Here is an 18,024-nt window from a genome sequence, read left to right as displayed (position 1 = left end):
ATGTAACGGACCTCGCACAGGGCCATTGGGTGGGACGAGCCCTAGGTCAGAGCGCCGCGGAGTTGGTGTCGCCGGTGCGGACCCGGACGACGGTCTCGATCGGGCTGACCCAGACCTTGCCGTCGCCGATCCGGCCGGTCTGCGCGGTCTTGACGATGAGACCCACGATGTCCTCGGAGTCCTCGTCGTCGACCACGATCTCGATGCGGATCTTCGGGACCAGGGCGATGTCGTACTCCGCGCCCCGGTAGACCTCCGTGTGGCCCTTCTGGCGGCCGTAGCCGCTGACCTCGCTGACCGTCATGCCGGTCACGCCGAAGGTCTCGAGAGCCTCCCGGACGTCCTCCCACTTGTGCGGCTTGATGACTGCGGTGACGAGCTTCATGAGAGAACTCCCGATCCGGGTGCGAGGTCGTAGGCGGACTCACCGTGCTGGTCGGAGTCGATGCCCTCGACCTCGGCCTCCTCGGAGATGCGCCAGCCCATAGTGTATTTGATCGCCAGGCCGAGGACGGCGGTGACGACACCGGAGACGACCAGGGTGAACAGAACTCCAGCGGCCTGGTGGCCGAGGAGCGTGAGGTCGCCACCGTGGAAGATGCCGTTCATCAGGTTGCCGTGCTGGTCGGTGAACAGACCGTCAGCGCCCTGCGGCGAGCCGGTGCGGGTGCCCAGGAAGCCGATCGCGAGGGCACCGAAGATACCGCCGGTGAGGTGGACGCCGACCACGTCGAGCGAGTCGTCCAGGCCGATCTTGTACTTCAGGTTGACGGCCAGCGCACAGAGGATGCCGGCGAGGACGCCGATGATCAGCGCACCGTTGATGTCCACCGCGCCACAGGACGGGGTGATGGCGACCAGACCCGCGACGACACCGGAGGCGGCACCGAGCGAGGTGGCCTTGCCGTGCAGGATCCGCTCGATCACGAGCCAGCCGAGCATGGCGGCCATGGTGGCCAGGGTGGTGTTCATGAAGGTCGCACCGGTCTCGGCCTGGAACTGGGCGGCGAACTTGGCCGGGTCGCCCAGCGCGTCGCTGGTGAAGACGATCGAGCCGACGTTGAAGCCGTACCAGCCGAACCAGAGCAGGCCGGCGCCGATCATGGTGAGCGTCAGGTTGTGCGGACGCATCGGGTCCTTGTTGAAGCCGATCCGCTTGCCGATGATCAGCGCGAGGACACCGCCGGCGATACCGGCGTTGATGTGGACGACCGTGCCGCCGGCGTAGTCCAGGTTCGGGAAGTGCTTGTAGAGCCAGCCGCCCGCCCAGACGTTGTGCGCGATCGGGAAGTAGGCCAGCGTCACCCAGCCGATGATGAAGACGATCCAGGAGGAGATCTTCACGCGGTCGGCGATCGAGCCCGAGATCAGCGCCGCGGTGATGGCCGCGAACGTGAGCTGGAAGAGCACGTAGATGTAGTTGCTCGGGTCGACGTGGTGCAGCTCGAACAGCTGCGTCGGGTTGCCGATCAGCTTGCCGTTGTTGAACCCGTCCCACCCCACGGACCAGCCCCACAGCACGAAGACGATGCCGATGACGCCCATGGCGAGGTACGACATCATCATCATGTTGAGCACGCTCTTGGAGCGGGTCATGCCGCCGTAGAACAGTGCGAGTGCGGGGGTGGTCATCATGAGGACGAGGGCCGTGGCCACGATCATCCAGGCGTAATAGCCGTTGTCCATGAGACCTCCACTTTCAGCTGCGGCAAGGTTTGCCGCCGTTGCGCCAACAGTGAAGGTGTGAGATTTCGCGTCAGGCCGTGACTTGTTTCGGGCAAGAAACGAGTCTCTCCCGTTTGTTACGAGCAGATGACGCAGGTCACCCCAGCAGCGCGTCGACGAACGCGGCCGGATCGAAGGGCGCCAGGTCGTCGGGGCCCTCGCCCAGACCCACCAGCTTGACCGGTACGCCGAGCTGGCGCTGGACCGCGACGACGATGCCGCCCTTGGCCGAGCCGTCGAGCTTGGTCAGGGCGATGCCGCTGACGTCGACGACCTCGGAGAAGACCTTGGCCTGCACGAGGCCGTTCTGGCCGGTGGTGGCGTCGAGGACCAGCAGGACCTCGGTGACCGGGGTCTGCTTCTCGATGACGCGCTTGACCTTGCCCAGCTCGTCCATCAGGCCGGCCTTGTTCTGCAGGCGGCCCGCGGTGTCGACGATGACGGTGTCGGCACCGGTGTCGATGCCCTCCTTGACGGCATCGAACGCGACGCTCGCGGGGTCGGTGCCCTCCGGGCCGCGGACGACGTCGACGCCGACCCGCTCGCCCCAGGTGGTCAGCTGCTCGGCCGCGGCCGCGCGGAAGGTGTCGGCCGCGCCGAGGACGGTCTTGCGGTCCTCGGAGACCAGGATCCGGGCGAGCTTGCCGCAGGTGGTGGTCTTGCCGGTGCCGTTGACCCCGACCATCAGCACCACGCCCGGCTTGCCGTCGGCGCCGCTGACCCGCAGCGCGCGGTCCATCTCGGGACCGACCAGGGCGATCAGCTCCTCGCGCAGGACGTCGCGCGGGCTGGTCGTGCCGCCCTCGACGCGCAGGCGGGTGCGCAGCTTCTCAACCAGCTCCTGGGTCGGCGCGACGCCGAGGTCAGCGCCGATGAGGAGGTCCTCGATGGCCTCCCAGGTGTCCTCGTCGAGCTGGTCGCGACTGAGCAGGCCGAGCAGCCCCTTGCCGAGGGTGCCGGAGCCCGCGAGCCGGGCGCGCAGGCGCTGCAGCCGGCTGCCGACCTTCTCCGGCCTCTCCAGCGTGGGAGCGGCCGGCTCCTGCACGGGCTCCTCGACGGGAGCGGTCGGCTCCGCGGTCGGCTCCGCGGGCGCCTCGACCGGTGCCGGGGCGGGCGGCGCGGCCAGCGGGCCGGGCGCCTTGCGACGTACCGCCGTCGTGACGAAGCCGGCGATCGCGAGCACGCCGACGACGGCGATCCCGATGACGAGGTAGAGCCATTCAGCCATGGCGCTATCCAATCAGCCCGACGGCTGCTCTCCCCAACTGTGCAGGGTGCTGGGCCACGGGAGCGTCGAGGCGGCCTGGGCCAGGGTCAGCTGGGAGGTGGAGCGGCGACGCTTGAAGTGGATCGTGTCCTCGACCACCCGGTGGACGCAGCCCGCCTCGACCGTGGCCAGGTTCCAGCTCCAGTCGACGTAGGCGTAGCCGACCGCGAGGTCGCGCGCCGGGTAGGGGTGGGCCAGGTGCAGCGCGCGCGAGGCCATGCACAGCTGGTCCCACGGGTTCGCGATCCGCAGGAAGGCGCCCGCGTCCAGGTCGGGGTCCTCCTGGTCGGCGATGAAGAACAGGTTGGACTGGCCCTCGAAGAACCAGTTCAGCGCGGGGTGCGCGACGACGCGGTCGGGGTCGGCACGGCAGACGTCGTACGCCGCCGTCAGCCAGTTCTCGCTCCACAGGTCGTCGCCGTCCAGGAAGGCGACGTACTCCCCCGCGGCCAGCGCGATCGCCTCGTTGCGCACGATGCCGTGGTCGCCGAGGTCGAGCACCTCGATCCGCGCCCGGTCGCGCATGACCTCGACCGCGGCGACGGTCGCCTCGTCGGGCCGGTCGAGCATGACCAGGAAGTCGACGCTCAGGCCGGCGGCGCGCGCGTGGTCGGCGGCGGCGAGCATGCTGCGCCAGGACGTGACGAGCAGCTCGCCCTCGTTGTGGCCGGTCATCACGGCCGTGATGTCGCTCATGCGCCCTCGTCCCTGCGCCGCTGGGCCTCGACGAACGCGCCGAGGTCGGCGTCGCGGCCGTCGACCGTGCCCGACACCGTCATCGTGTTGGCGAGCGGGCGGCCGTAGCGGGCCAGCATCCGGGTCGCGAGGACGTTCTCCAGCACCACCACGTGGGCCGGGGCGACGCCCCGCACCAGGTCCAGCACCACCTGGACCCGCTGACGCGGACCCAGCCGCTCCAGGAACGGACGCAGGTCGACGGCGCTCTCGTCCCCCGCGGCCGTGGCCGCCGCCGCATCCGTGCACGCCACCCGCAGCACGCGACCGGGGAGGTCGACCTCGGCGGCGGAGCCGTCGTCGGGCAGGAACACGACCGCGTCGGCCCGCGGCGAGGGCAGGGAGCGGCGGACGGCCTCGGCGGCCGCCACCGTCAGCGAGTCCCAGTGCAGGTGCGGCGGCCAGCTCGCGGTCCGCAGCGGCAGCGCCACCTCGCCGATGGCCGGCTCGATCGCCACCGCGCGCGCCACCAGGTCGGCGACGGGCCCGCTCGCGAGCCGGTCCACCTTCGCCGCGACGGCGGCGATCCCGGACTCGAGCCAGGAGGTCGTGCGCAGGTCGTACTCGTCGCACCGATGCAGCATCCCGGTCAGCAGCACGGGGTCCTGACGGGCGCGGGCCTGTTCCGGTACGCGCGCGCCGTAGCTCTGCACGTACGCCGTGGGGCGCCGGTCGAGCCGGTAGCAGCCGTCGGTGACGAAGTCGGCGAAGCCCCACCGGTCGGCGCGCAGCTCGGGGTGGTGGGCGCGATAGTGCGCCTCGTCGTACAGGGGCGTCGGGACGATCCGGCGCTCCGCGCCCACCGAGAGCCAGTGGTCGAACGGGTCGCCCTCGACCTCGATGCCGGCCGCCGCGGCCGCGGCGCAGTAGAAGGAGGGCTGGAACAGGGCCGTCACCCGGGCTCCGGCCGCCTGTCCCTCCGCCCGGAAGTGCGCGAGCGCCTCGGCAGGGGCGAGCAGCGGGTCGAGGCCGGTCTGGGCCGCGTAGAAGCGCGGATGCACCAGGGCGTCGAGAAGCGATGTGACGGCTGTCCTACGACGTGCGGGCAACCATCTCATCGGGCGCCGATGCTAGCATCGGCACGCCTTCACCACCGTCGTCACACCGTCGAAGCACCCACGGAGCAACCTCTTGGATTACAGCGAAGCGCTGAGCAGCACGCTTGCGCTCCTCCAAGAGATCGAACGCGACTGGAGCCCGGCCACGCTGGCCAACGCCTTCGGTCCCGAGGCGATGGTGATGACCGACCTCATCGCGCGGCACGGGCTCGACATCGAGGTCTTCAGCCTCGACACCGGGCGCCTGCCCGAGGAGACCCACGCGCTCGCCCAGAACGTGCACCGGCGCTACGGCGGCGTGATCACGATGGTCAGCCCCGACCCGACCGAGGTCGCCGACTGGGTCCGCGAGAACGGCCAGAACGGCTTCTACGAGAGCGTCGAGAACCGCGAGGGCTGCTGCGGCGTCCGCAAGGTCAAGCCGCTGGCGCGCCAGCTCGAGGGCAAGCGGGCCTGGATCGCCGGGCTGCGCCGCGAGCAGAGCGTGACGCGGCGCGATCTCGAGGTGTCGTCGTACGACGAGAGCCACGGCCTGCAGAAGTTCCTGCCGATGCTGGACTGGACCAAGGACCAGGTCTGGGCCTACATCAAGGACCACCGCGTGCCGGTGAACGCGTTGCACTCCAAGGGCTACACCAGCATCGGCTGCGCGCCCTGCACCCGGGCGATCTCGCCCGGCGAGGACGAGCGCGCCGGCCGCTGGTGGTGGGAGGTCGACACCGTCAAGGAGTGCGGCATCCACATCAACCCGCTCACCGGGAAGTTCGAGCGGGTCGCGAGCGGCGAGATCCCCCGGATCGACACCGTCGTCACCGAGACTGGCAAGAAGCAGCCGCAGGAGGCCACCCCGGCACCCGCGGCGACCAGGAACGACCAGAACGACCACCAGAACGACCAGCAGAACGACCAGGCGCAGCCCGATGCTGCGCCGAGCATGGAATCACCGAACGAAGGGAAGGCAATGCGGGCACTGATCCTCGGAGGGGACGGCTTCTGCGGATGGCCGACCGCGTTGCACCTGTCTGCGCAGGGCTACGAGGTCGCGATCGTCGACAACCTCTCGCGTCGCAACATCGACACCGAGCTCGAGGTCTCCTCGCTCACGCCGATCCGCCCGATGGGCGAGCGGCTGCGGGCGTGGAAGGAGGTCACGGGCAAGGACATCTCGTTCCACAACTTCAACGTGGCCGAGAACTACCACCGGCTGCTGACCCTCATCGAGGACTTCCAGCCGGACGCGATCGTGCACTTCGCCGAGCAGCGGGCGGCTCCGTACTCGATGAAGTCGAGCTACCACAAGCGCTACACGGTCTCGAACAACCTCAACGCCACCAACAACGTGCTGGCGGCCGTCGTGGAGTCCGGTCAGGACATCCACGTCGTCCACCTCGGCACCATGGGCGTCTACGGCTACGGCACCGCGGGCATGCAGATCCCCGAGGGCTACCTGACCGTCCAGGTCGACGCGGGCGAGAACGGCCTGGTCGAGCAGGAGATCCTGTACCCGGCCAACCCGGGCTCGATCTACCACCTGACCAAGACCCAGGACCAGCTGCTCTTCGCCTACTACGCGAAGAACGACCACATCCGGGCCACCGACCTGCACCAGGGCATCGTGTGGGGCACCCAGACCGCCGAGACCAAGATGGACGAGCGGCTCATCAACCGCTTCGACTACGACGGCGACTACGGCACGGTCCTCAACCGCTTCCTCATGCAGGCCGCGATCAACTACCCGCTGACGGTGCACGGCACCGGTGGCCAGACCCGCGCGTTCATCCACGTGCAGGACACGGTCAAGTGCGTCCAGATCGCGATCGAGAACCCGCCCGCCAAGGGTGACCGCGTCTCGGTCTTCAACCAGATGACCGAGACCCACCGGGTCCGCGACCTGGCGAAGATGATCTCGGACCGCACGGGCGTCGACGTCGCGCTGATGCCGAACCCGCGCAACGAGGCCGACGAGAACGAGCTGCACGTCGCCAACGACCGCTTCCTGCACCTCGGCCTCGACCCCATCACCCTGTCCCAGGGCCTGATGGAGGAGGTCACCGAGATCACCCGGAAGTACGCCGACCGCTGCGACCTGGCCAAGATCCCCGCCCTCTCGGCGTGGAACAAGGAGCACCAGCACGAGGCCCCGCCGGTCCCGGCGTCGGCCACCGTCTGACCAGCACCGGCACACAGCACCGGATAGCACCGGATACAGCACCGACGTAGCCGACGAGGCTCCGGTCCCCGATGGGGCCGGAGCCTCGTTACGTTAGGGTCTGCCTCGCCCAGCCAGAGCAGAACAAGGGGACCTCTCCGTGCCGATCTTCGTGAAGGACGACACCTCGGTGCTGTTCATCCACATCCCCAAGACCGGCGGGACCTCGCTGGGCGAGGGACTGCTGAAGTCGGGGTGGAAGCGCACGTTCTACCAGTCCCCCGGCACCGACCCGGACCGCTACCACCTGATCCGGGTCTCGCAGCAGCACTACCACGCACGCCTGCTCCGCGCGACGCTGCGGATCCCGAAGTTCGACCTGCGCTTCTGCATGGTCCGTGACCCCATCGCCCGCTTCCGCTCCGAGTACGCCATGCGCCGCCAGGACCCCGCGGACGGCGCCGAGCACCTCGTCGACGCCTGGGCCGAGGAGCGCTTCGCCCGGTACGCCGACGAGCCGACCCTGCTCGACAACCACCTGCGCCCGCAGCACGAGTTCCTGGTGCGCGACACGGTGGTCTACCGCTACGAGGACGGCCTCGAGACCGCCGTGAACGACCTGCGGGACAACCACGCCATCGACATCAACGTCGAGCTGAAGCGGCGTACCTCCTCGCAGAGCCGGCCGGACCGGCTCTCCAGCCGCGACGTGCAGATCAGCCGTCGCCTCGAGGGCCGGCTGCGTGAGCTCTACGCGCTCGACTTCGAGCAGTTCGGCTACAGCACCAAGAAGCCGAAGCGCTTCCTGTGAGCCTCGGCTGACCCCGGGCGAGGATCAGCGGCGCCGGTTCTTCGCCAGCCGGCGGACCCGGCCGCCGATCCCCGCGGCCAGCTCGCGCGCCGGTCGCGCGGCCTGCTCGGCGAGCACCTCCGCCGCCGTCGGGGTCTCCCCCGGCAGCGACACGTTGGTGCCGGCCACGCAGACGGTGAACCGCCCGGCGGCGTACCCGCGCTTGACCAGGTGGGCCGCCCGGAACCGCAGCGGACGGCGGCCGTCCGGCTCGGCGTCGGGCGTACGCCGCACCACGAGCTCGTCGCCCACGTGCAGGACCATCGGGATCTCCCCGGTGCTGCGGTAGCTGCCCTGCAGCCAGCCCTTGGCCAGGCCGGTCATCGAGCCGGTCACGCCGAGCTCGCGCAGCAGCGTGTCACGGGTGGCTGCGGTGAGCGGGCCGGCGGACAGCACGTCGACGACGGCGACCGAGCGCCGGAAGCCGTCGGCCGCGGCCGGGTCGACGAGGGAGAGCTCGACACCCCGGGCGATCCCGCCGACAGGGGCGAGCAGGGCGGGCAGGTCCACCGGGAGCCGTCGTACGCCGGCGGCGACCCGCTCGACCAGATGCGCCTGCTGGGGCCCCAGGTCGGCCGGCGAGAGGTCGGCGAGAAGGGTCCCGCCCGCCTCGACGCGGAGCACCAGGCCGGTCGCGAGAGCGTGCCGGTAGGCCGCCGCGGAGAGGCGGAGGTACAGGGCGGAGTCGGTGGCGTCGACGTACTCGACGTCGGTGTCGTGCGACCCGGGGGCGTCCTCGCGCAGCGTCTCCAGCGCGAGGTTCGCCGCCCAGCCGTCGGCGTCCCAGTCCAGGTGGCCGACCCGCGGCCGCTGGGAGAAGTAGAAGCCGCAGCTGACCCCGAGCAGCTGCTCGGCGGTGCCGACGAGCTGCCGGTAGACGCCGTTGTAGAACTCCTCATCGGCCGTGAGCCAGGGCTTGATGCGGCCGGAGAAGTGGATGAGCGAGGCGTCCGCGGCGGCGTACTTGCGGGCCCGCAGCCCGTCGGCGACGGCGCGCTCGGAGGTGTAGAACTGCGTCATGTAGTTGTAGGTGCTGGGCAGCCGGAACTTGCTCCCCCGGAACGCGATGTTGACGGCGTCCTGGTCGTGCTGGGCCAGCGCGCGACCGGCCCGGGCGACCAGGCCGCGTGCCACCAGGGCCCGCTCGCGGTACTCGGGGTTGTCCAGGTCCAGGACGAGCACGCCGGCGTTGACGTACTCCAGCGGGTCGGGGCCGGCGATGCCGGTGAGCCGCATCCGCTGCTCGGTCGACACGCTGTCGGGCTGCTCGACGGCACGCAGCGCCGCGCTGTCCGGGACGCCCGCGATGCAGGCACCCTCCAGGTCCAGGCTGAACAGCTCGGCGATGTCGCGGGTCGCGAGCACGTCGCCGTCGAGATAGACGGTGCGCTGCTCGGGGAGCCGGTCGACGAGGTAGACCCGCCCGTAGGTCGCCCGGGAGCGACTCACGCCGGTCACCGCGACGCCGACGTCGCGGTCGAGGTCGCGGGTCACGTCGTGGACCTGCACCTCGACGCGCCGGCCGATCCGCTCCAGGGAGCGGAAGTGGTGGACGTCGACGGGCTCGAGCGCGTCGCCGAGGACGACGAAGCGGACCGAGCGCTCCGGGTCGAGCTGGGCCAGCACCGAGATCATCGTGGCGAAGGTCGGCTTGACGAAGTTGCGGTCGCAGACCATGGCGAACTGGAAGTCGACCCGCTCGTCCTTGGCGGGCAGCTGGACCAGGTCGTCGGAGGCCGGGGGCACCGGCAGCGGGCCGTCGAGCTGCCCGGACAGGTCGACCCGCTCCACGGTGCCGTCGGCCTCCAGACGGGCGGCCGCGTCGGCGTCGAGCCGGAAGAAGCTGTCGAAGAACGCGCGCTGCTGCTCGGGCGCCCGGCGCAGCACGGGCTCGAAGAGGCGCAGCTGGGCCTGCCGGTGCAGACCCAGGCCGCGGGCCACGGCCTCGCCGGACAGCCGGGAGGCCCACTTGTGGTTCCAGGTGGCGACGCTGCCGGAGTCGAAGTGCAGCAGCCGGGCGTCGTCGCCGAGCGCGACGGTGCGCGCGCGGAGCCGGCCGGGCAGCGGCCCGTGCACGCTGATCGCGCCGGCACCCATCGGCAGCCGGTAGACGGTCTTGCCGACGTCGTGGCCGAGCATCCCGTTGCGCAGGTACTGCGAGCGCCAGCCGAAGACCGGGGTCAGGTCGGTCCGCGCGGGCACCCGGCGCATCGCCAGGGTCGCACCGAACGGCTCGTCGACGCCGTGCCCGGCGTACCACATCTCCCGCACGCCGATGCTGTACGCCGCTGCCTCGGGGTGCTCGGCGGCGAGCTCGGCGAACGGGCGGCGCAGGTCGAGGACCTCGTCGGCGTCGATGAAGGCGAGGAAGCCGTGCCCGTCGGCCGCCGCGGCCCGGGCCAGCCATCGCGCGGCGTCGACCTGCTTGCGCTCGACCGCCGCCGAGGCGTCGGCGTAGAAGCGCTGCCAGGTCTCGGCGCCGATCGGCAGCCAGTGCACGCGCGGGTCATCCGGCAGGCTGTCGACCAGGCCGTCGGCGGGCCGGTCGAGGGCGACGTACAGCGCGTCGGCGCCGCGGCTGAGGTGGACGTTGCACCACTGCACCAGCTGGCGGGCCTCGCCGCGGAACAGGGTGCCGACGACCAGCCCGTTGAGCCCGCCCAGCCCCGTCAGCTCGGTCACGCCCCGGCCTTCTCCGCCTTGGCCAGCCGCGCCTGCTCGGCCTCGGCATCGTCCTGGGTGCGGGCCGCGGTGCACAGCGAGAGGACGTCCTCGACGTACCGGACCGTCTCCTCACTGCTCGGCACCGACGCGGGCGCCGAGCGCACCTCGGCGCCGAAGCGCAGCCCGGGCACGGGCGCGTCGAACCACTCGGCCTCGATGCGCTCGTTGATCGGGGCGCAGAGCTTGATGACGCCTTCCCGCATCTCCGGCGTCATCAGCGCGATGTCCCCGGCCGGCGCGGCGTCGTAGATGCGGCGGGCGGTGCGGTCGCGCAGGTCGCGGTTGCGCAGCCGCAGGCCGTTGAGCACCCGCAGCCCGAGGGTGTCGATGGGCCGGATGCTGTCGTAGCGCGGGACCTCGACACCGGGGAACGGCTCGAGGGCGGCGACGTCGACGCCGGCCACCTCCAGCAGGCGCCGGCAGATCGCGGCGCCGTCGGCCACGTCGTCGTAGGAGACGACGTGGAAGTTCTCCGGCCCGACCAGGTCGCGCCACGGCGAGAACCGGGTGTGGAAGTCAAGGAGCTCGGGACCCTCCTGGGCGAGGTAGTCACCGAAGGCGCGCGACTCGAAGTAGTAGTGCTGGTCGACCGACTGCTTGTACAGGCTCTCGATCCACACGTCCTGGCGGCGCAGGACCAGCAGCACCTTGATCGAGCCGAACATGCTGAACCGCTCGACGTGCTGGGCCGGCGAGACCCGCGGGTGGGTGAAGTCCTCGGCGGACATCAGCACCGTCGACGCCGTGGACGGGATCTCCTCGAGCAGGTCCTCGAACAGCTGCTTGCCGACGGTGCGGCCGGTGAACTTGGCCTGCCCCGACTGGGCGCCGTCGCGGGTGCGGATCGGGCGCTCGGGGTGCATGCCCGTGCTCGGGTAGAGGACGCCGTGCTCGATGAGGTCGTACCGGCGCGCGCTCAGCACGTTCTGCAGGTACGTCGAGGCGGTCTTGTGCAGACCGATGTGCAGGACCAGCTGGAGGTCCTTGGGGTTGGTCATCGGTTCTCCTGCGCCAGGTCGCGGACCCGGTCGATCGCCATCTCGGGCAGCGTCCGGATGATCGCGCGACGCCCGCTGCTCTCGGTCACGAGCGATGCGTCGCGGCGCCGCTTGAAGATGATGGTGTCCTTCACGGTGACGTGCTTCCAACCCCTCGACATGGTCTCGATCGCGAACTGGAAGTCCTGGAAGGCCAGCCCGTTCGGGATGTCCCGGCTCGCGTAGGGAACCTCGAGGTGGGCCTGGCGCGGCGTGATGCACAGCGAATCGTAGTAGCCGCGCAGGTAGAGGAAGTACGGCGTGAACAGCTCCGAGTCCTGCTCCAGGTTGCGGGTCACGGCGACGTTGCGGTCGAAGAGGACCTCGAGCTCGGGGCTGGCGATCATCCCGATCCCCTGCCGGGCGCCCTCGGTGACCATGTCCAGGCCGGCGGCGAGCCAGTTCTCGCTGAAGATGTCGTCGGCGTCGAGGAAGGCGATGAAGTCGCCCTCGGTGCGCGGGACGAGCGCGTTGCGGACCAGTCCGAGGTCGCCCTCGTCCATGGTCCACCGCTCCCAGTCGTCGAACCGCTCCTGGGAGAAGTACGCCGTCGTGGCCGGTGTGGCGCGGTCCAGGGCGATGATCTGCTGGACCGAGTAGCCGCGCGCGCGGGCCGCGGCGATCGCCGCGGCGGCCGATCGCATCGTCGGGCCGGCGACGGTCGTCTCGCTGTGCGCGGTGACGATCAGGGTCAGGTCGGTCATGACCGCGCCTCCTCGCGCAGCACGCGGGCCGCCAGGTCGGGGTCGCCGTCGGCACCGAGCACGTGGAACCTCTCCAGGTAGGGGGCGGTCAGCTGGAAGTGCTCGTCGAGGGCGTCGCGCACCTCGTCGCTGGCCACGAGGAGGCCCTCGACGTACTCGATCGTGGGGTAGAGCCAGCGCAGGCTGCCCGGGCTGGGCCGGCCGTCGGCGCCGACGCCGAAGCTGAGGAAGATGCGCTCCGAGCTGAGCAGCGCCTTGGCGTAGGGGGCGAGCATGTCGTGGAACAGCTCGGACTCGACGTTGACCAGTGCGTCGGCGTAGAACGAGCGCACCAGCGAGACCATCGCCTGCTGCCGATCCTCGGGCATCACCCAGACCAGGTCGGCGAAGCGGCTGTGGAAGTCGACGACCCGGACCCCGCTCGGCAGGGTCACGGCGGCGTCCTCCGGGCTGCCGTCGGTGTAGATGACGACGATCTCCGCGGGGTCGATCCCGGCAGCGAGGCTGGTCACCACGAGCACGTCGAGGCCGTCGGCACGGGGCCGGTCGACCGCGACCACGACCCGCGCGCGGCGGAACCCGGCCTGCTGGTGGGCGTCGTGGATGGCGGCGGCGCACAGGGCGACGGAGTCGTTGCGCAGCGGGAGCTGGGCGATCCGCACCGCCGTCTCGCGCCACGCGTCGCCGATCAGCGGCTCGAGCTCCACGGCCTTGGCGAACATCTCGCCCAGCTCGCCGGTGCGCAGCCGCTGCGTGGTGTCGGCACGGATGTCGCGCATCCGCTCGACCACGGCGAGTGGTGTCATGCCGAGCAGCTCGGCCATCGGCTCGACGCCCTCGGCGGGATCGGCGATCTCACCGGCGTCCCGGCCCCGCTTGAGCCACTCCAGGTAGAGCGAGCGCTCCTCGGTCCCCTTGCGCTCGGGGTGGCGGCGCAGGTACTTGCGGGCGTTGAAGTCCGGGTGCGGGCTGAACTTGGCGACCGGGCCCGACCACAGGAAATGCCGGATCGGGTCCGCCTCGGCGTCGAGGACGCCCTCGGTCTGCAGCGCGTAGTGGTAGTGGTCGAAGTGCTCGCGCACCAGGTCGTACTCGTCATTGACGCCGTAGCGGCGCTGGTTCTCGCGCTGCCGCGCGACGAGGTCGTCGACGTCCGGGCCGTAGTGCGTCTCCTCGCGCACGACCACGGGCTTGTCGCCCACCGGCCGGCGCTGCTCCTGAACGCTCCGCCTGACCCGCCCGAGCTTGCGCCGGATCCGCGGCCCCCACGCGTCCTTCTCGCTGATCGGGTCGGTCATCGGCTCTGGAACCACTCCCAGGTCTCGCGCAGGCCCTGCTCCAGCGGCGTCCTCGGCTCGAAGCCGAGGTGCTCGCGGGCCTTGTCGACCTGGCACCAGGTCAGCTTCACCTCGCCGGCACGGAAGTCCTTGTACTGCACCTCGGGGTCGAGGCCGGTCACCGTACGGATCACGTCGAGCAGCTCGTTGACGGTGGTGGGCTTGCCGCTGCCCAGCTGGAACGCACCGGTGGCGGTGCTGTTCATGGCCGCCTCGATCGCCTCGACCAGGTCGCCGGCGTACAGGAAGTCGCGGGCCTGGCTGCCGTCGCCGTAGACGACCAGCGGGTTGCCCTCGAGCATCTCCTTGAAGAAGTGGGCGACCACCGAGCCCTTGTGGAAGGACCGCGGGCCGTAGATGTTGGAGAACCGCAGGGCCGCTCCGCTGAGCCCGTACGACGCCGAGAACGCGCTCAGGTAGCCCTCCAGCATCAGCTTGGAGGCGCCGTACGGCGAGGTCGGCTGGGGCGCCATCTCCTCGTGCACCGGCGGCGTGACGTCGCCGAGGATCGCGCCGCCCGTGGAGGCGGCGACGACGCGCTTCACGCCGGCCGCGCGGGCGGCCTGCAGCAGGTTGAAGGTGCCGACGACGTTGTTGTCGAAGTTGAAGACCGGGTCCTCGATGCTCGGGATCACGCGGGTGTCGGCGGCCAGGTGGACGATGACGTCCTGTCCCTCGACGGCCTTCGCGACGTCCTCGGTGCTGCGCAGGTCGCCCTCGATGAAGGTGACCCGGTCCAGGTCGAGCACGCTGCGGTCGCCGAGGACCTCGTTGTCGATGACCGTGACGGCGTACTCCCCACGGCGCAGCAGGTGGTCGGCCAGGTGGTCGCCGACGAAACCGGCTCCTCCGGTGATCAGGACGTTCTTCACGAGTGATCCTCTGGGTCGGGGTAGGGCGGGCACCAAGGATAGGGGGTCAGCCGGGCTTGACCGCGATCACGCCCTGCCCGATCGGCACGAGCAGCAGGCGCTCGCCGGTCGCGGCCAGCCACTCGTCGGTCGCCCGGCGCGCGCCCTCCCAGTCGGCGTAGTCGTCGAGGATGAGTACGCCGCCGGGGCTGAGCCGCTGGTAGAGGTGCTCGAGCTCGTGCTTGGTGGAGGCGTACCAGTCGGTGTCGAGGCGCAGCAGCGCGATCGTGGCCGGCGCCAGGTCCGGCACGGTGTCCTCGACCAGGCCCTGGTGGAAGTGGACCCGGTCCGCGGGGTAGCCGGTCTCGGCCATGCCCTGCTGCACGTCCTCCAGCCCGGCCACGGCCCACACCCGCGCGTCGCGGCCGACCCGGTCCAGGGCCTCCTGCGCGGTGATCCGCTCGCCGCCGGTGTCGAGGCGGGTGTCCTCCTCGGTGGGGGGCGGCATGCCCTCGAAGGTGTCGAACAGGTGCAGCTCGCGGGAGGTGTCGCCCTCCGCGGCGAGGGTGAGCGCGATGGCCATCATGCTGCCGCCGCGCCAGACGCCGCACTCCACGACGTCGCCGGGGATGCGGTGGCGGGCGACGTACCGCACCGCCTCGATGAGCGGGGCGAGCTTGGGCGGCCCGGTCATGGTGCGCGGCTTGACCTGCGCCACGATCGAGCGCTTCGTCTCGTCCCAGTCGGCCGGCAGGTTGGCGCCGGTGCGCTCGGCCTCGGCCCGCTCGGCCTCGCGGCGCTCCGCGTCGAGCCGCTGGCGCTCCAGCCGCTCCTGGCGGCGCTGCTCGGTCCGGGCCTTGCGCCGCTCCTCGCGGGCGGCGGCCTGGCGCTCGGCGCGCTCCCAGGCCTTGCGCGCCCCGGCGCGACGCGCGCGCCGCAGCGCGACCTCGCGCTGCTCCGGGGTCTCCCGGGTCAGTCGGTAGCCGGTGGTCCGGGTGAGGACACGGTTGACGGTGGCCGAGAGCGACATGGACGTCATGCAATCACACGCGGCCGCGCCGATCGGTCAGCGGCGCCCGAGGTCGCGGACCCGGTCGATGGCCATCTCGGGGAGAGCGCGCACGATCGACTTGCGCGCACTGCTCTCGACCACCAGGGAGAAGTCGCGCCTTCGCTTGAAGATGATCGTGTCGCGCACCGCGACGTGCTCCCAGCCGGCGCCCATCGTCTCGATGCTGAACTGGAAGTCCTGGAAGGACAGCCCGTTGGGGATGTCCCGCGAGACGTAGGGGTGCTCCAGGTGGGCCTGCCGCGGCGCCAGGCACAGCGAGTCGTAGTAGTTGCGGAAGTAGAAGTAGTGGGGGGTGAACAGCGGCGAGGTCTGGTCGAGGTTGACCAGCACCGAGGTGATGCCGTCGAAGAAGACGTTGAGCTCGGGGTGCGCGATGACCCGCTCCCCCGCCTCCTCGGCCCGCTGCAGGCGGGCCACGCCCTCGGCCAGCCAGTTCTCGCTGAACAGGTCGTCGGCGTCCAGGAACGCGACATGGTCGCCGTCGGTGTCGGGCAGGAGCGTGTTGCGGACGCGGCCGAGGTCGCCGTCGTCGTAGGTGCGGCGCTCCCAGTGGGCGAACCGGTCCTGGGCGAAGTACGCCGCCGTGCCGTCCGTGGGCCGGTCCAGCGCGATCACCGGCTGCACGCTGATGCCGCGCGCGCGGGCCTCCGCGATCGAGGCGTCGGCGGCGAGCATGGTCGGACCGCAGACGGTGGTCTCGTCGTGGGCGGTCACGACGACGGTCAGGTCGGTCACCGCGCATCCTCCAGCAGCACGGTCGCGGCGGCCTCGGCGTACGCCTCTTCGCTGCGCTCGACCAGCAGCCGCTCGCGCAGCCTCCGGGCGCGGACGCGGGCGTCGTTCGGGTCGGCGAGGACGGCGCGGAGCGCATCGGCGTACGCCGCCGGGTCGTCCACGTCGCGGATCGGCCAGGCCTCGTCGTCCGGCAGCAGCTCGCCGACGCCGCCGACGACGCTGGCCACGATCGGGACGCCGGTCATGGCGACCTCGAGCAGCAGCTGCGGCACGCCGTCCCAGGCCGAGGTGTAGAGCCAGGCGTCGGCGCGGCCGAGGTCCAGGTCGGCGAAGCTGGCGTAGCGGCCCTCGAGGGTCACGTTGGCGGGCACGTCGGTGATCGGGTCGCCCTGGAGCACCCGCTCGCCCCACAGGTGGAAGTCGACGTCGGGAAGCAGCGCCGCGATCCGCATGACCAGGTCGACCCGCTTCTGGCGGTCCCAGCGCCCCGACCAGTAGACCTGCGGGCGGCGTCCCGGCGTCGCGTCCGGGACCGGCGCGAGCGGGATGGCCGGCTCGACCGGCGCGCGGAACACGTGGATCCGGTCGCGGATCTCGTCGGGCAGCAGGTTGCGCTCGGTCAGCTCGTCCTTGAGGAACCGGCTGTCGGTGATGACCGCGGGCACGTGGTCGATGACCCGGTAGAAGTGCTTGAGGCTCCACCCTCCCCACTCGGTCTCGGTGAGCTGCTCGTTGCAGAACATCACCGGGAAGATCCGCTCGGTGGCGGCCAGGGCCCGGCCGTAGGGGCCGAGGGCGTCGTACAGGACACGCGAGTTGATGTTGAGGACCGCCTCGGAGCGCAGCGAGCGGATCAGCTCGACGAGGACCCGCGCCCGCTGCGGCGCGGTCAGCTCGCGGGTCGCGGCCGCGAAGTCGATCTCCCGTACGCCGGCGGGGAACCGCCCCTCCGGGCTGGCACCGCCCTGGTCGGTGTAGACGACGACGATGTCTTCGGGGGCGATCCGGTCGCGGAGCGCGTGGGCGACATGGCCCTCGATCCGGCGCCCGGAGCCCCAGCGCGGCCGGTTGATCACGAACACCAGCCGTGCCCGGGCGAAGCCGGCCTGCTCGTGGCAGGCGTGCAGGGCGACCACCTGGTCGGTGATCTCGGGCGCGTTGACCGGCTGGATCCGCGGCTGGGTGGTCGCGGACCAGGTCGAGCTGATCAGCGGCTCGATCGCGGACGCCTTCGCGAGCTGCTCGCCCAGGACGCCGTACCGCAGCCGCTCGGTCAGGTCGTCGCGCACGGTGCCGAGCTGCTCGGCGAGCTCGGGCGGCGTCATGCCGAGGACGGGCGCGATCCGCGCAAGGCCGACCGTGGGGTCGCCGATCTCGCCGGCGTCGCGGCCCTCGCGCAGCCAGCCGACGTAGGGACTCTCCCGGCGCTCGCGGCGCCGCGGGTGGCGGGCCAGGTAGACCGGCATGCCGAACCCCGGCTCGGGTGAGTACGCCGCGTCGGCGCCACCCTCGAGGAAGTGCTCGACCAGGTCGCCGTCGGGCCGCTGCCCCGGCTCGCGGATCTGCAGCAGGTAGTGGACGTCGTCGAAGTGCTCGCGGACCAGGTCGTAGTCGGAGTCGAGGCCTGCGGGCAGCTGCTGGGTCCGGGCGCGGGCCACCGCCGCGTCGAACGCCTCGCCCATGTTGCTGGGACGGACCGGCTCGGCCTCGATCGGCGCGCCCTTGCGGAGGCGGCGGATCCGGGAGGTGAGGGACTTCGGAGCGCCTGCCACGCGCGCAT

Annotated in this window: 15 protein-coding genes; 2 read left to right on the top strand and 13 right to left on the bottom strand. The window is 71.2% G+C overall.

The genetic code is table 11. The annotated features are described in order from the left end of the window. Positions 1-46 precede the first annotated feature (46 nt). The 5 genes from ACYU8V_RS07165 to ACYU8V_RS07145 all read right to left on the bottom strand — a co-directional run bounded on the left by ACYU8V_RS07165 (position 47) and on the right by ACYU8V_RS07145 (position 4,728). Positions 47-385: a P-II family nitrogen regulator gene (locus ACYU8V_RS07165; protein ID WP_460846240.1), complete on the bottom strand. Its 339-nt coding sequence runs from the start codon at positions 383-385 to the stop codon at positions 47-49. Beyond that, positions 382-1,686 (bottom strand): ammonium transporter, encoded by a 1,305-nt coding sequence (locus tag ACYU8V_RS07160; protein ID WP_460846238.1) that lies wholly within the window; start codon positions 1,684-1,686, stop codon positions 382-384. The genes ACYU8V_RS07165 and ACYU8V_RS07160 overlap by 4 nt, the downstream gene beginning before the upstream one ends. A 136-nt stretch (positions 1,687-1,822) precedes the next feature. Beyond that, positions 1,823-2,953 carry a signal recognition particle-docking protein FtsY gene (gene ftsY, locus ACYU8V_RS07155; RefSeq protein ID WP_460846236.1) on the bottom strand — a complete coding sequence of 377 codons (1,131 nt, stop codon included), beginning with the start codon at positions 2,951-2,953 and terminating at the stop codon, positions 1,823-1,825. A 12-nt stretch (positions 2,954-2,965) separates the two neighbouring features. Continuing rightward, entirely contained in the window at positions 2,966-3,688 is a 723-nt protein-coding gene (locus ACYU8V_RS07150; RefSeq protein ID WP_460846235.1) for a glycosyltransferase family A protein, read from the bottom strand. Continuing rightward, the gene (locus ACYU8V_RS07145) at positions 3,685-4,728 is read right to left on the bottom strand and encodes a hypothetical protein (protein ID WP_460846234.1); all 1,044 of its coding nucleotides are present in this window, start codon (positions 4,726-4,728) and stop codon (positions 3,685-3,687) included. Before ACYU8V_RS07145 ends, ACYU8V_RS07150 begins: the two co-directional genes overlap by 4 nt. A gap of 130 nt (positions 4,729-4,858) precedes the next feature. Between ACYU8V_RS07145 and ACYU8V_RS07140 the strand changes: the two genes are divergently transcribed. After that, positions 4,859-6,955: a phosphoadenylyl-sulfate reductase gene (locus tag ACYU8V_RS07140; RefSeq protein WP_460846233.1), complete on the top strand. Its 2,097-nt coding sequence runs from the start codon at positions 4,859-4,861 to the stop codon at positions 6,953-6,955. Positions 6,956-7,094: 139 nt separating this feature from the next. Next, positions 7,095-7,745: a sulfotransferase family 2 domain-containing protein gene (locus ACYU8V_RS07135; protein WP_460846231.1), complete on the top strand. Its 651-nt coding sequence runs from the start codon at positions 7,095-7,097 to the stop codon at positions 7,743-7,745. Between the two features lie 24 nt (positions 7,746-7,769). On the opposite strand, the gene ACYU8V_RS07130 is transcribed toward ACYU8V_RS07135, so the two are convergent. Genes ACYU8V_RS07130 through ACYU8V_RS07095 form a run of 8 tightly spaced genes read right to left on the bottom strand, consistent with a single transcriptional unit; the run spans position 7,770 to position 18,016 of the window. Next, positions 7,770-10,466 carry a glycosyltransferase family 8 protein gene (locus ACYU8V_RS07130; protein ID WP_460846229.1) on the bottom strand — a complete coding sequence of 899 codons (2,697 nt, stop codon included), beginning with the start codon at positions 10,464-10,466 and terminating at the stop codon, positions 7,770-7,772. Further along, positions 10,463-11,506 (bottom strand): hypothetical protein, encoded by a 1,044-nt coding sequence (locus ACYU8V_RS07125; protein ID WP_460846227.1) that lies wholly within the window; start codon positions 11,504-11,506, stop codon positions 10,463-10,465. The genes ACYU8V_RS07130 and ACYU8V_RS07125 overlap by 4 nt, the downstream gene beginning before the upstream one ends. Further along, the gene (locus tag ACYU8V_RS07120; RefSeq protein ID WP_460846225.1) at positions 11,503-12,249 is read right to left on the bottom strand and encodes a glycosyltransferase family A protein; all 747 of its coding nucleotides are present in this window, start codon (positions 12,247-12,249) and stop codon (positions 11,503-11,505) included. Before ACYU8V_RS07120 ends, ACYU8V_RS07125 begins: the two co-directional genes overlap by 4 nt. After that, a complete protein-coding gene (locus ACYU8V_RS07115; RefSeq protein ID WP_460846224.1) occupies positions 12,246-13,547 on the bottom strand; it encodes a hypothetical protein in 1,302 nt (433 codons plus the stop codon). The genes ACYU8V_RS07120 and ACYU8V_RS07115 overlap by 4 nt, the downstream gene beginning before the upstream one ends. Continuing rightward, positions 13,544-14,458 (bottom strand): NAD-dependent epimerase/dehydratase family protein, encoded by a 915-nt coding sequence (locus ACYU8V_RS07110; protein ID WP_460846223.1) that lies wholly within the window; start codon positions 14,456-14,458, stop codon positions 13,544-13,546. Before ACYU8V_RS07110 ends, ACYU8V_RS07115 begins: the two co-directional genes overlap by 4 nt. Positions 14,459-14,504: 46 nt before the next feature. Then, positions 14,505-15,467, bottom strand: coding sequence for a TylF/MycF/NovP-related O-methyltransferase (locus tag ACYU8V_RS07105; RefSeq protein ID WP_460846222.1), 963 nt, complete (start codon positions 15,465-15,467; stop codon positions 14,505-14,507). Between the two features lie 36 nt (positions 15,468-15,503). Next, positions 15,504-16,244, bottom strand: a complete 741-nt coding sequence (locus ACYU8V_RS07100; protein ID WP_460846221.1) for a glycosyltransferase family 2 protein — start codon at positions 16,242-16,244, stop codon at positions 15,504-15,506. Next, positions 16,241-18,016 (bottom strand): glycosyltransferase family 4 protein, encoded by a 1,776-nt coding sequence (locus ACYU8V_RS07095; protein ID WP_460846220.1) that lies wholly within the window; start codon positions 18,014-18,016, stop codon positions 16,241-16,243. Before ACYU8V_RS07095 ends, ACYU8V_RS07100 begins: the two co-directional genes overlap by 4 nt. Between the last annotated feature and the right edge of the window lie 8 nt (positions 18,017-18,024).

Source organism: Nocardioides ultimimeridianus (genome assembly GCF_054777895.1).
This window is presented reverse-complemented; position numbering and strand designations above follow the sequence as displayed.

Excerpts from the sequence above, each read along its gene's own strand:
- ACYU8V_RS07165 (WP_460846240.1), bottom strand. The coding sequence starts at position 385 with ATGAAGCTCGTCACCGCAGTCATCAAGCCGCACAAGTGGGAGGACGTC.
- ACYU8V_RS07160 (WP_460846238.1), bottom strand. The coding sequence starts at position 1,686 with ATGGACAACGGCTATTACGCCTGGATGATCGTGGCCACGGCCCTCGTC.
- ftsY (WP_460846236.1), bottom strand. The coding sequence starts at position 2,953 with ATGGCTGAATGGCTCTACCTCGTCATCGGGATCGCCGTCGTCGGCGTG.
- ACYU8V_RS07150 (WP_460846235.1), bottom strand. The coding sequence starts at position 3,688 with ATGAGCGACATCACGGCCGTGATGACCGGCCACAACGAGGGCGAGCTG.
- ACYU8V_RS07125 (WP_460846227.1), bottom strand. The coding sequence starts at position 11,506 with ATGACCAACCCCAAGGACCTCCAGCTGGTCCTGCACATCGGTCTGCAC.
- ACYU8V_RS07120 (WP_460846225.1), bottom strand. The coding sequence starts at position 12,249 with ATGACCGACCTGACCCTGATCGTCACCGCGCACAGCGAGACGACCGTC.
- ACYU8V_RS07115 (WP_460846224.1), bottom strand. The coding sequence starts at position 13,547 with ATGACCGACCCGATCAGCGAGAAGGACGCGTGGGGGCCGCGGATCCGG.
- ACYU8V_RS07105 (WP_460846222.1), bottom strand. The coding sequence starts at position 15,467 with ATGTCGCTCTCGGCCACCGTCAACCGTGTCCTCACCCGGACCACCGGC.